The organism is Hymenobacter sp. PAMC 26628, assembly GCF_001562275.1.
Lineage (GTDB): Bacteria > Bacteroidota > Bacteroidia > Cytophagales > Hymenobacteraceae > Hymenobacter.
The window spans coordinates 4,482,551-4,494,700 of sequence record NZ_CP014304.1; the positions used below are offsets into that span (position 1 = coordinate 4,482,551).

A 12,150-nucleotide genomic window follows, 5' to 3' on the forward strand; every position below is an offset into this window, starting at 1 on the left:
GTTGGTTATCAGTTGCCAGGCTAGTATCAACAGCTAGAACGCGCTGACAACCAACAACTGACAACTGGCAACTAATTGAGCTTAACTTCTTTCAGGTACGAATCCACGAGCTGCGTTTGGGCGGCCGGATCAGCAAGTTCACGGCGCAGGATGCGCTCGGCAATGTCGAGCGATAGCTGGGCAGCGGTGTTTTTTACTTCGGCCAGGGCCGCGTTCTTTTCAGCTTGGATGGCTTCGCGGGCCTGCTGCACGATGTAGTTGGCTTCGCTGGTGGCGCGGGCCTTCTCGGTTTCGCGGTGCTGGTTGGCCATTGCGGTGGCTTCCTGCATCATGCGGTCGCGCTCTAGGCGGGCATCGGCCAGCAATTTCTCGTTGCCGGCTTTCAGCTGCTGCATCTCCAGCTTGGCCTGGTCGGCCATGCGTAAAGCGCTTTCGATGCTGTCCTCCCGCTCCTTCAGCGACCCCAGGATGGGCTTCCAAGCGAACTTGGCCAACAAAAGGAAGAGAATTAGAAAAATCAGGGTTTGCCAGAACAGCAAGCCAAATTCGGGGGTGATGAGCGACATAGTATCAGCAATTTAACAGCCTGGCTAACAAAAAGGCAAGGGATTCATTACCTCCGACCTGACCACAATGGCACGCCTCAGCAAGGGCCCCGGCCCATAACGAATGAAAACCCGGCGCGACTGGCCCCGCCCGCCAGAGCAGAGCAAGGGCCAGCCGGCCGGGCTTATCAACGCAATTATTGCAATTTCAGGGCGATGAGCAAGCAAACTACGACGGCAAACAGCGCCGCGCCTTCCACCAGGGCGGCTACAATCAGCATGGCCGTTTGGATTTTGCCCGAAGCCTCCGGCTGACGGCCGATAGCGTCCATGGCGCTGCCACCGATGCGGCCAATGCCCAGGCCAGCGCCCAGGATAGCCAAACCAGCACCAATGCCGGCACCCATTACGGCCAGACCAACAGAATTAACAACTTGCAGTAACAACGAGAGAAGCATGGTAAAGGGGAAGTGTGTTGAAAAAATGAAAACGCAAAAATAAGTACGGGGCGCTGCGCCGGGGCCCCCTAGGGCCGTTGGCTTTAGTGAGCGGCTACGTCGGGACGAGTGAGGTGGCCCAGATTGGAACCGCCACGCGACTGCTCGGCGATGCCGAGGTCTTCTTCGTGGTGGTGCTCTTCAACGGCCCCGCCGATGTACATAGCGGTGAGCAGGGTGAAGATGTATGCCTGCAGAATAGACACTAGCAACTCCAACACGCTGATGAACAAACCGAACGGTACCGAAAGGAAACCCGTCCAGGGCGAGCGAAAGATGAAAATCAGGCTGATGAAGCTCAGGATAATGATGTGACCAGCCGTGATGTTAGCAAACAGACGAATCATCAGCGAGAACGGCTTGGTAATCACGCCAATCAGCTCGACCGGAATCATGATGATGCGCAATGGTAGCGGCACGCCCGGCGTCCAGAAAATGTGCGTCCAATAGGCTTTATTGCTACTGAATAGAGTGATAATCAGGGTGAGCAGGGCCAGCGTCAGGGTAACGGCAATGTTGCCGGTGAGATTGGCCGCACCAGGCGTAAGGCCCAGCAGGTTGTTGAACCAAATAAAGAAGAACACCGTGAGCAGGTACGGCATGTAGCGCTCATATTTGGGCCCGATGCTTTTTTTGCCTACTTCGTCGCGGATGAATACAACAAAAGGCTCCAGAAACGACTGCATGCCTGTGGGGGCCTGCCCAACCCGACGACGGTAGCCACGGGCCACCGAGGTAAAGATGAACACTAACAGGAGACTGCTAACGGCCAAGGCCGCCACGTTTTTGGTAATGGAGAAATCGTATACTGGGCTACCGTCCAGCGTAGCCAAGTGTTCCTCGTTGAGCTTAAGGTTTTCGTAGCTCTTGCCTTCGGCTATTTTCTCCGACGAGAACACCGACAAGCCTTTGCCCGGCTGGTAGGCGATGATGGGGAAATAGCTAACGAAGTTGCCGTTGTCGGTAGAGAACCAGTGCCACTCGTGGGAGTCGGCAACGTGGTGCAAAATAACTTCCCCCGGATTGAAGGCTTCGGCCGACTCAGCGCCCTTGGCGGGCTCTTGGGCAAAAACCGGCAGGGTTAACAGAAAAAGGAGAATCGACAGTAAATGCTTCATTCAAACGAACTTAATATCACAAACCGAAGTAACTAACTACTGCTCCGGCACTTGTTTTTTTGAAAACGGCCGCAAGTTAGTCAAAATAGCCCAAATTTCAAAGCCAGCAAAGAGAAAGTACAATATGAAGAAGGCCCCTAAGAAGGTATAGGTAGCCCGGCCAGCGTGGGCCCCACCGGTGTATAGGTACGTGAGGACGGCCGCCATACCGGCCACCAGCCGGAGCGCCACGGAGCCAAAATAGGCCGCCAGAAAGTTGTCGGGGTTGGCGCGTACGGCCCGCGCCGTAAGGACCAGGCCGATGAAGGTGAGGACCGCCAACCCGGCGAACAGGGACGGCGCCAACGGGTGCACCGCAGCGGCCCCGAAGGCGGTGTACAACCCGTAGAGACCCAAGCCTACCACGCAACAAAAGGCCACGAATGGCCGCAAAAAAACGAACATGAGAAGCCGGCGCTAGGCGCTGTTGGTGAGGGAACGGATGACTTGGTAGAGGGCCACGAGCACGCCCGCCAGCATGAGCCCAATGGTGAACCACGGCGTTTTGGTATGGTAGTGGCCGTCGAGCCACGTGCCGGCCCAAGCGCTGAGGCCGATGGTGGCCAGCATTTGGAAAGCCATGCCCGAATACTTGGCGACGGCGCGCATCCGGTCGTTGCCGGCGGGGTCGGATTCGGGCCCGGGGCCGGCGGCGGGTGGGAGGGGCATGAGCGGGACGTGAAGGACAGGGCGCAAAGCTACGGCGCAGACCGGGCGGGGGTTTGGGCGGGGAAACGTAATTTTACCCGGCTGCCATCGTTGGTACGGCGCGGGCGCGGGTCACTGGGCGAACATTTTGGGGCCCCAGCGGCGTTGGGGCCCTAGCGGCTGGTTTTTCCTTTTCTTTTGGCTTTGACGAATTACTCGCTGAATTTTCGCTGGCTGGCCTGGGCCGGGTTGCTACTGGGCCTTGGGTGGCTAGCCGGTTGCGCGTCGAGCACCGGCGTGGTGGGCCACGCTATCAACAACGTGGCGGCGCGCGACAACGCCTTCTTCCTGGCCCGCGAAAAGCTGCGCGCCACGGAAACCAAGCTGTACGCCGGGCGGGTGAACGACTACAACCAGCGGCTGCCGCTGTTCCCGACGCTGGACAGCGCCAGCGTGCGGGCCAACCGCGCCGACCTGAACGATATCATCAAGAAGGCATCGATGCCGATTCAGAACCGGCCGGGGTCGGACTGGACCGACGATGCCTACCTGCTGGTGGCCTGGGCCCGGTTCTACTCGATGCAGTTTGACGACGCGGCGCTGACGTTTAAGTACGTGAACTCGACCAGCAAGGACCCCAACGCCCAGCACGAGGGCCTGATTGGGCTGATGCGCACCTTCATGACCACCAATCAGATGGAAAGCGCCAAGGCCGTGTCGGACCTGCTGGACCGGGAGGTGGGGGCCCCGGCCGACGCCCGCGAATTGTTCCTGACCCGCGCCGACTATTACCTGCGCACCGAGGAGCCGAAGCTGGCCATTCCGCAGCTAGAGCGGGCCGTGCCGTTGATTGAAATCAAGAACGAGCGTTCGCGCACCCGCTACCTGCTGGCCCAGCTGTACCAGGAGCAAGGCGACGACAAAAAGGCGGTGGAGCAGCTCAACGACATTTTAGCCCACAACCCGCCCTATGAGCTGGATTTTTTTAGTAAGCTACTGCTGGCGCAGGTGTCGGGACTGGATGCGGAGAACAAGGCCCGGCTCGACAAGTACTTCGCTGAACTGCTGAAGGACCCAAAAAACAAGGAGTACCGCGACAAGATTTACTACGAGATGGCGCGGCTGGCTTACCGCCAGAAGGACTACGCCGGGGCCCTGGTCCAGCTGCGCACGTCGGCCAAAGCCACGACGACCAACCGCTCCCAGAAGAGCTACACGTACTTGCTGGCAGGCCGCATCTACTACGAAAACCTGCAGAAGTACCGCTTGGCGGCGGCCTATTACGACAGCACAGTGCAGAACATGAGCCAGACGGCTCGCACCTACGCAGCCGTCAAGGAGCGGGCTGATGTGCTGAAGGAATTTGCCAAGCAGTATACCATTGTCGAAACCCAGGACAGCCTCCAGGCGCTGGTACGGCTCGAACCCGGGGCCCTCGACCAGCGCCTTGACCAATACGCCACCGCCGAGCTAACGGCCCGCCAGGCGGCGCTGGCGAAGAAGCTGCTGGCCGACAAGGTCCAGGCGCGCGCCGCCGAGCTGGCTGGCCGGCCCAGCCTCAGCAATAGCAGCTCGCTGAGCAACTTGCCCAGCGGCCAGTCGGCCATCAACCCGCTGGCGTTTGATCCCACCGCCGCCGGCACCGGGGCCCAGTGGTACTTCGACAACCCCGCCACGCTGGGCACGGCGCGCGCCGACTTCCTGCGCAAGTGGGACAACCGCCGCTTGCAGGACAACTGGCGCACCAGTAGCCAAGCCAACAGTGCGAACCCCGCGGCCAATGGCAGCTTACCCATCACCGTGACCGGCAACGGCGACACCCGCGTAAACCCCACCACCGGGGCCCCCGATGGCCCCCGCGCGGCCCCCGCCGTGGACCCTGCCGCTGAGAAGCGCGACTTGGTGGTGCAGTATCGCCAGGAACTGCCCACGACGCCCGAAAAGCTGCAAGCGTCTAACAAACAGGTTGAAGCGGCGCTGTACGAGCTGGGCAACATTTACAAAGAGCAGCTGAAGGAGCGCGACCGGGGCATTGCCACCTACGCCCAGCAGGTGCAGCGCTTCCCCCAGGGCCCCAACGCGCCCGACGCCTACTACCTGCTGTACTTGCACTACAAGGCCCTGCCCGACGCCGCCAAAGCCGCCGGGTACGCGGCCGCTTTGCAGCGCGATTTTCCGCAGTCGCTCTACGCGAAACTGATTGCTGACCCGCAATACCGCGAGCACGAGCTGGCCCTGCACAAGGCCGTGGCCAGCCGCGTCGATTCGGCGTTTGTCCTTTATAAAAACCAGGAATTCCGCAAGGCCACGGCCGTGCTGGCCCGCACCGAGCGGCAGTACCCCAAGAACGACCTCAGCGACCGGGTGGCGTACTTGAAAACGCTGCTCGTGGTGCGCACCCAGCCGCCGCTCACGGCCCGCGGCATGGTGGAGAGATTCTATAAAGATTTCCCCGACAGCCCGCTGGTGCCCGAGGCCCGCGCCCTGGCCAGCACCTATCAAAAGCAGGACGCCGGCCAAATCACCGGGGCCCTAGCCTCGACGGATAAGCCCGTGGTGTCGATGTTTCGCCCCGGCGAAATCGACAATCGGCTACGCGTGTATTACAGCAACGACGAATCGCCGGCCGCGGCCGTAACGCCAGCGCCGGCCACGCCCGCCCCAGTGGTACCAGCGGGGGCCCCGGGGGCAGCGGCGCCCGCTACGGGGGCCCCAAAGGGTCTGCCGAAACCAATAGCCCCGAATTCAAAGGCCTCGAAGAATGCACCCAAGGCAGCAGCAACGGGTGCGCCGGCAGCAACCACGCCCGCGCCGGTGATACCTAAGGGAGCCCCCACGCCGGCCGTCGGGGCCCCCTCCCCCGCCGGTACCCCGCCCCCCCCCACTGGGGCCCCGGCGCTGGCGGCTGACCCGAACGCCACCGCCGCTACTGCTACGCCCGCGGCTACTGCGCCCACCGCGCCCGCCACGGCCTACGGCACTCAGCTGAGCGCGGCCCACGCCGTGGTGCTGGTGTTCCCCAAGGGCACGCCGCCGGTGGCCAACCTGGACGTGGCGCTGGACGCGTACAACCACCGCTGGTTTCGCGACGTGAACTTGCAGGTGCAGGCCGAAGCCCTCGACGACAAGCAGGACCTGCTGGTGGTGCGCGCCCTAACCGGGGCCAAGGTGGCCCAGAGCTACGCCGTGAAGCTGCGGGGGCCCCAGTCGCCGCTGGGGCGGCTGCGCGGGCAGGGCTTCCAGGTGGTGGTCATCAGCCTCGAAAACCTGGCGCTGCTGCAAAGCTCCGGCGACCTGGCCGGCTACCAGGCGTTTTTCCAAAAGGTGTACAAGTAGGGCCCCGGGCGGCGCGCTGGTGCTACGGTTGGCGCGGGGCTCCGCCCCGTGCCGCGGTGCCGCGGGCCGCTGGCCCGCAATCGTTGAACGGTGGCCGGGCATCTTTGCCCTAGGGTGCAGGCCAGAGGCCTGCCAATAGCCGGCACGGGGCAGAGCCCCGCGCCAACCGCTGTGCGTAGCGGCAGCCGGCTGTATTTTTGCCCACTGACTTTGCCTTTACTTGCTTATGCCTGACTACTCTGCTGCTCCGCCCCGCCGGCCCAAGGGGGCCCCTGCGCCGGCCCGGCCGGGACGCTACACGGGTTTTGTGCGCACGCTGTGGGTGCTGTTTGTGGGCGGCGTGCTGGCGGCGGGGGGCTACGTGCTGGCCGTAAACAGCAACTTCCTGAACCTGTTTGGGCGAATGCCGAACCTAAAATCGCTCGAAAATCCGCGCTCCGAGCTGGCCTCGGAAATCTACTCGGCCGACGGCGTGCTGCTGGGCAAGTACTTCCGTGAAAACCGCACGCCCGCCGAGTACAAAGACCTGCCCCAGAACCTGATTGACGCGCTGGTGGCCACCGAGGACGTGCGCTTCGAACAGCACTCGGGCATCGACCCGCGCAGCATTTCGCGGGCGGTGGTGGCGCTGGGGCGCGGCGGCGGGGGCTCCACGCTCACGCAGCAGGTGGCCAAGGTGCTCTTTAAAACGCGGCCCGACCAGCCCAACACCCTGAACGACGGCTCGCTGAACGGCAGCGGCAAGGTGGGCATCTTGGTGGCCAAAACCAAGGAGTGGCTGCTGGCCATCCGGCTGGAGCGCAACTACACGAAGCGCGAAATCCTGCGCATGTACCTGAACACGGTGGAGTACGGCTCGAACGCTTACGGCATCAACACGGCGGCCAAGACGTTCTTCAACAAGGCCCCGCGCAACCTGACGACGCCCGAGGCGGCCACGCTGGTGGGCATCGTGAACGCGCCCGGCCGCTTCAGCCCCAAGGTGCACCCCGACCGCTCGCGCCGCCGCCGCAACTGGGTGCTGCGCCAGATGGCCAAGGCCCACTACATCCCGGCTGCCGAGCTGGCCGCCGACACGGCCCAGCCCATCGTGCTGCACTACAGCGTGGAAAACGCGGCCAAGGGCCTGGCCCCCTACTTCCGCACCGAGGTGGCCAAGTCGCTGCTGGCCTGGTCCAAGGAGACGGACCACGACCTGTACGCCGACGGTCTGAAGATCTACACCACCATCGACTCGCGGATGCAGCAGCACGCCGAGGCGGCGGTGAACGAGCACCTGGCCTTGCAGCAGAAGTGGTTTTCGGCCCACTGGAAGGGCCAACTGCCCTGGCGGGACGAGAACGGCAAGGTCATCCCCAACTTTCTGAACATTTCGATGCGCCGCACCGAGCGCTACAAGTCGCTGATGAACATCTACGACGGCAACCGCGACTCGGTGAACTACTACCTGCGCAAGAAGTACAAGATGCAGGTGTTCAGCTGGCAGGGCGAGAAGGAAGTGCTGATGTCGCCGCTCGACTCGCTGGCCTACTACAAGCGCTATTTGCAGGCCGGCTTCATGGCCATGAACCCGCTGAACGGCCAGGTGAAAGCCTGGGTGGGGGGCCCCAACTTCAAGTATTTCAAGTTCGACCACGTGCGCCAGGGCAAGCGCCAGCCGGGCTCCACCTTCAAGCCCATTGTGTACACGGCGGCCATCGACCAGGGCTACTCGCCCTGCTACCCGCGGCCCGACGTGCCCACCACCTTCCCGGCCGTGGCCGGCCGGGCCCCCTACACGCCCCAGAACTTCGAGGGCGGCTACTCGGGGCGCACCTTCACGCTGCGCCAGGCCCTGGCCCGCTCCATGAACTCCATCACGGCGTGGCTGGTGTACAAGCTCACGCCCGAAATCATCGTGGGCTACGCCAAGCGCCTGGGCATCACCTCGCCGATTGACGCGGTGCCGTCGGTGGGCTTCGGGGCTTCCGACTGCAGCATTTTCGAGCTGTGCGGCGTGTACGCCACCTTCGTGAACAAGGGCGTGTGGACCTCCCCGGTGATGGTGACCCGCATCGAGGACAAGAACGGCAACGTGCTGCGCGAATTTCAGCCCCAAACCAAGGAGGTGCTGAGCGAGGAAACGGCCTACATCATGACCAACATGCTGCAAGCCAGCACCACCGAGCCCGGCGGCACCAGCACCATCCTGCACACGGGCTTCAACTTCCCCTACGAGATTGGGGCCAAGACCGGCACCACCTCCAACTACTCCGATGCCTGGTTCATGGGCATCACCCCCGACCTGGTCTGCGGCATGTGGATTGGTGGCGAGGACCGCAGCATCCACTTCCGCACCGGGGCCTACGGCCAGGGGGCCCGGCTGGCGCTGCCGCTCTACGGCATCTTCATGAAGAAGGTGTACGCCGACAAGGACATCGCCATCAACCGGGGGCCCTTCCCGCTGCCGGCCAAGCCGCTGAGCATCGAGATTGACTGCTCGAAGTACACTGGCGCCGCCCAGCGCGACACCATCCCCTACGACCAGAAGATGGCCCGACCCGACTTGGAGGGCCCCGACAAGCAGGATATTTAGGGGCCCCAGGGGCGGCCCGGGCCCGTTCAGCCGGCGAACTTGCGCCCGCCCAACGGACTGCTGCGCTTGCCGAGCGGGCAATAACCCGCCCGGCAGGGGTTTTTTCTCGTTTGGAGGGAGTAATAAGTCCCCCGGCGGGTGTTTTGAGGGTTCCGGAACGGGCAACAACTCCTTCGGAACGAGTTATTGCCCGTTCGGCACGGGTTGTTGCTCCCTCGGAACGAGTTATTGCCCGTGCCGAAGGGGTTGTTGCGCCTTCGGAACGAGTTATTGCCCGTGCCAAGGGAGCAACAACTCCTTCCGAAGGCGCAAACGCCCCGGCGGCCCGCCCCGCCCGGCACCGGGGGGGCCCGGCGGCGGCCCCGCCCCGGCGCCGGCGCCCCAAACCGGCCGCGGCAATCAGCGTACTCACGGTTAATCCGGCAACCTCAGCGATTTATGGCAGCTTCCCCCGAACTACAGGCGCAAATCAACCACCTGCCCCACCGGCCGGGGGTGTACAAGTACTTCGACGACGAGGGCATCATCTACGTGGGCAAGGCCATTGACCTGCGCAAGCGGGTGAGCAGCTACTTCAACAAGAACGACCACAACAAGAAGACCCAGCAGCTGGTGCGCAACATCAAGCGCCTGGAATTCACGATTGTGGACTCGGAGTCGGATGCGTTTTTGCTCGAAAACAACCTCATCAAGCAGCACCAGCCCAAGTACAACATCCTGCTGAAGGACGGCAAAACCTACCCCTACCTCTGCCTCACCAACGAGCGGTTCCCGCGCCTGCTGCCGACGCGCAACAAGATCAACGACGGCTCGCGCTACTACGGCCCCTACGCCACGGGCACGGCCATGAACGTGCTGCTGGAGCTGATCAGGGCCCTATACCCACTGCGCACCTGCACCTTCAACCTGACGCCGGCCAACGTGGCGGCGGGCAAGTTCAAGGTGTGCCTGGAGTACCACATCGGCAACTGCAAGGGCCCCTGCGAAGGCTTGGAGGACGAGGCCACCTACACCGGCTACATCGCCCAAATCAAGCAGATCCTGAACGGCGACCTGCGCATTCCCAAGCAGTACTTCCGCGAGCAGATGGGCCGCGCGGCCCAGGAGATGCAGTACGAGCTGGCCCACCAGTTCAAGGTGAAATTGGATAAGCTCGACGCCTTCCAGGCCAAAAGCACCATCGTGAGCGACACGCTGACCAACATCGACGTGTTCGCCATCGCCTCGAACGAGAAAGCGGCGTTCATCTCCTACATGAAGGTGATGAACGGCTCCATCATCCTCACCCAAAGCCTGGAAGTGACGAAAAAGCTCGACGAGCCCGACGCCGAAATCCTGGGGCCCCTGGTGATGCAGCTGCGGCAGGAGTTCGAAAGCGAGGCCCGCGAAATCCTGTCCAACGTGGCCCTGGAGCTGCCGCTGCCCGGCGTGGCGCTGGCCGTGCCCCAAATTGGTGACAAGCGCAAACTGCTGGAGTTGGGCCTGAAAAACGTGCTTTACCTCCGCAAAGAGAAGGAGAGCATGAACGAGCGCAGCAAGGACCTCAACGAGGTGCGCATCATGGAAACCATCAAGAAAGATTTGCGCCTGAAGGAGTTGCCCAAACACATCGAATGCTTCGACAACTCGAACTTCCAGGGCGACAATCCGGTGGCGGCCATGGTGTGCTTCCGCAACGCCAAGCCCAGCAAGAAGGACTACCGCCACTACCACATCAAAACCGTGGTGGGCCCCGACGACTTTCAGTCCATGTACGAAGTGGTGCACCGCCGCTACCGCCGCCTCACCGACGAGGGCGCCAGCCTGCCCCAGCTCGTCATCGTCGACGGCGGCAAGGGCCAGCTCAGCATGGCCGTGAAGGCCCTGAAAGACCTCAACCTATGGGGCCAAGTCTCCGTCATCGGCATCGCTAAGCGCCTGGAGGAAATCTACGTGCCCAACGACCCGCTGCCCATTTACATTGACAAGCGGAGTGAATCGCTGCGCCTGTTCCAGCGCATGCGCGACGAGGTGCACCGTTTCGGCATCACCTTCCACCGCTCCCTGCGCGACGCCGGCACCCTCAAAACCGAGCTAACCGATGTAAAAGGCTTGGGCCCCATCACGGCCGAAAAGCTGCTCAACAAGTTCAAGTCCGTTAAGAAAATCCGCGAGCTGAGCGAAGCCGAGCTAGTCGCCGAAGTTGGTAAGGCCAAAACCAAGGTGCTCCAAGCTTACTTCGACCAACAGGAGGCTGAACCCGCTGAATAGCCACGTAGTAGCGGGCTTCGCGCAAAACAAAGGGGCCCCCAGCATTGCTGCTGGGGGCCCCTTGCTATTAAAATGTTTGGCTAAAAACCCGTTGGTTTAGAAAGACCACAGGTTGTACTCGTATTCCACCAAATCAGCGGCCGTTTGCTGCGCGGCTAGAATGCCTTGCTGCTGCCCGCCGTAGATGTCGTCGAGGCGCGAGTCGCCGGCGTTCGACACCTTGGTGATGTAGGAGTTAAACAACCACAGCTCGAATGCATCAGCCAAGTTCTTGTGCTGGGCATCGTTCTGCGAGTTGAACCAAATGGCGTTCTGCGGATTAGCACGGAACACCTTCACCAAGTCGCTGTACTTAAACACGCCAATCGTCTTTTCAATACCCGATACGTTGGACGGCAAGGTAGACGGCACAAGCAGTGTGATGGTTTTGATGTCATGATACATGCGCGACCGTTTCTTGTCGAAGATCATGTCCTCCTTCAGCTCCATCTGGTACAGGTCCTTGGGCCGGTACTCATTCACGGGCGGCGCTTTCACCACTGGGGCAGCGGCTACAGCGGGCACCGTTTCATACACCACTTTGCCACGCTTGTCCTTAATTGGCTTGCCATTGGCCCCCAGTTTGGGCCGGCGCGTCGTGGCCGCGGTTGATTTCTTCTTAACCGGGGCCCCCCAGCCGTCGTCGGCAGCCGCACCACCACCGCCCAAGTCGCTCTCGCTAAAGCCAGCGGCTTTCTCGTCAGCACTCAGTTCATTGGCTTTATCGGCGTACGACATGTTGGACGAAACTTCGGCCGGGGTAAAGGTGGACGTCAGCGAATCGTTCTGGTAAGCTTGAATTTCGCCCCGCTTCACAGCGTCGAGGATGACGCGGCTGATTTCCTTGCCCTCCGAAAACATCGGCTTGTTCTGCTTCTCACGCAGGTCGATGGCACGCCAGATGCTCTTGCGGAACATTTGGTCGGACAACGGTATGGGCCGGCGCGAGCCCGTGCTGCTGGCCGTAGTGGCCTGCTCCTGGGCCATGGCAGCGGTGCTAAGCGTCAGGCTGGCGGCCATGATGGCCAGAGTTTGGGTAGCTTTCATATGAACGCGGAATAAGCGGGATAGAAACAGCCGGTCAACGCCGGACCCGGATAAAT

9 protein-coding genes are annotated in these 12,150 nt (G+C 62.0%); 3 read left to right on the plus strand and 6 right to left on the minus strand.

The features are described from left to right. Positions 1-71: 71 nt before the first annotated feature. The 5 genes from AXW84_RS19395 to AXW84_RS19415 form a co-directional block, all read right to left on the minus strand. Positions 72-566 carry a F0F1 ATP synthase subunit B gene (locus AXW84_RS19395; RefSeq protein WP_068237137.1) on the minus strand — a complete coding sequence of 165 codons (495 nt, stop codon included), beginning with the start codon at positions 564-566 and terminating at the stop codon, positions 72-74. 176 nt (positions 567-742) lie between these two features. Further along, positions 743-1,003 (minus strand): ATP synthase F0 subunit C, encoded by a 261-nt coding sequence (atpE, locus tag AXW84_RS19400; RefSeq protein WP_068237140.1) that lies wholly within the window; start codon positions 1,001-1,003, stop codon positions 743-745. An 83-nt stretch (positions 1,004-1,086) separates the two neighbouring features. Then, on the minus strand, positions 1,087-2,160 hold the full coding sequence (gene atpB / locus AXW84_RS19405) for a F0F1 ATP synthase subunit A (RefSeq protein ID WP_068237142.1): 1,074 nt from the start codon (positions 2,158-2,160) through the stop codon (positions 1,087-1,089). Between the two features lie 36 nt (positions 2,161-2,196). Then, on the minus strand, positions 2,197-2,604 hold the full coding sequence (locus AXW84_RS19410; protein WP_157887131.1) for a hypothetical protein: 408 nt from the start codon (positions 2,602-2,604) through the stop codon (positions 2,197-2,199). A gap of 12 nt (positions 2,605-2,616) precedes the next feature. Beyond that, positions 2,617-2,868, minus strand: a complete 252-nt coding sequence (locus AXW84_RS19415) for an AtpZ/AtpI family protein (RefSeq protein WP_068237147.1) — start codon at positions 2,866-2,868, stop codon at positions 2,617-2,619. Positions 2,869-3,051: 183 nt separating this feature from the next. Here AXW84_RS19415 and porW point away from each other — a divergent pair, with 183 nt between their 5' ends. From porW to uvrC, 3 genes are all read left to right on the plus strand, one after another. Continuing rightward, a complete protein-coding gene (gene porW / locus AXW84_RS19420; protein WP_068237150.1) occupies positions 3,052-6,183 on the plus strand; it encodes a type IX secretion system periplasmic lipoprotein PorW/SprE in 3,132 nt (1,043 codons plus the stop codon). Positions 6,184-6,409: 226 nt separating this feature from the next. After that, positions 6,410-8,758 carry a penicillin-binding protein 1A gene (locus tag AXW84_RS19425; RefSeq protein ID WP_082773998.1) on the plus strand — a complete coding sequence of 783 codons (2,349 nt, stop codon included), beginning with the start codon at positions 6,410-6,412 and terminating at the stop codon, positions 8,756-8,758. Positions 8,759-9,196: 438 nt separating this feature from the next. Then, a complete protein-coding gene (uvrC, locus tag AXW84_RS19430; RefSeq protein ID WP_068237154.1) occupies positions 9,197-11,008 on the plus strand; it encodes an excinuclease ABC subunit UvrC in 1,812 nt (603 codons plus the stop codon). A gap of 96 nt (positions 11,009-11,104) precedes the next feature. On the opposite strand, the gene gldN is transcribed toward uvrC, so the two are convergent. Beyond that, positions 11,105-12,094: a type IX secretion system ring protein PorN/GldN gene (gldN, locus tag AXW84_RS19435; protein ID WP_068237159.1), complete on the minus strand. Its 990-nt coding sequence runs from the start codon at positions 12,092-12,094 to the stop codon at positions 11,105-11,107. Between the last annotated feature and the right edge of the window lie 56 nt (positions 12,095-12,150).

Excerpts from the sequence above, each read along its gene's own strand:
- AXW84_RS19410 (WP_157887131.1), bottom strand. The coding sequence starts at position 2,604 with ATGTTCGTTTTTTTGCGGCCATTCGTGGCCTTTTGTTGCGTGGTAGGC.
- uvrC (WP_068237154.1), top strand. The coding sequence starts at position 9,197 with ATGGCAGCTTCCCCCGAACTACAGGCGCAAATCAACCACCTGCCCCAC.
- atpB (WP_068237142.1), bottom strand. The coding sequence starts at position 2,160 with ATGAAGCATTTACTGTCGATTCTCCTTTTTCTGTTAACCCTGCCGGTT.
- atpE (WP_068237140.1), bottom strand. The coding sequence starts at position 1,003 with ATGCTTCTCTCGTTGTTACTGCAAGTTGTTAATTCTGTTGGTCTGGCC.
- AXW84_RS19425 (WP_082773998.1), top strand. The coding sequence starts at position 6,410 with ATGCCTGACTACTCTGCTGCTCCGCCCCGCCGGCCCAAGGGGGCCCCT.
- AXW84_RS19395 (WP_068237137.1), bottom strand. The coding sequence starts at position 566 with ATGTCGCTCATCACCCCCGAATTTGGCTTGCTGTTCTGGCAAACCCTG.
- gldN (WP_068237159.1), bottom strand. The coding sequence starts at position 12,094 with ATGAAAGCTACCCAAACTCTGGCCATCATGGCCGCCAGCCTGACGCTT.
- AXW84_RS19415 (WP_068237147.1), bottom strand. The coding sequence starts at position 2,868 with ATGCCCCTCCCACCCGCCGCCGGCCCCGGGCCCGAATCCGACCCCGCC.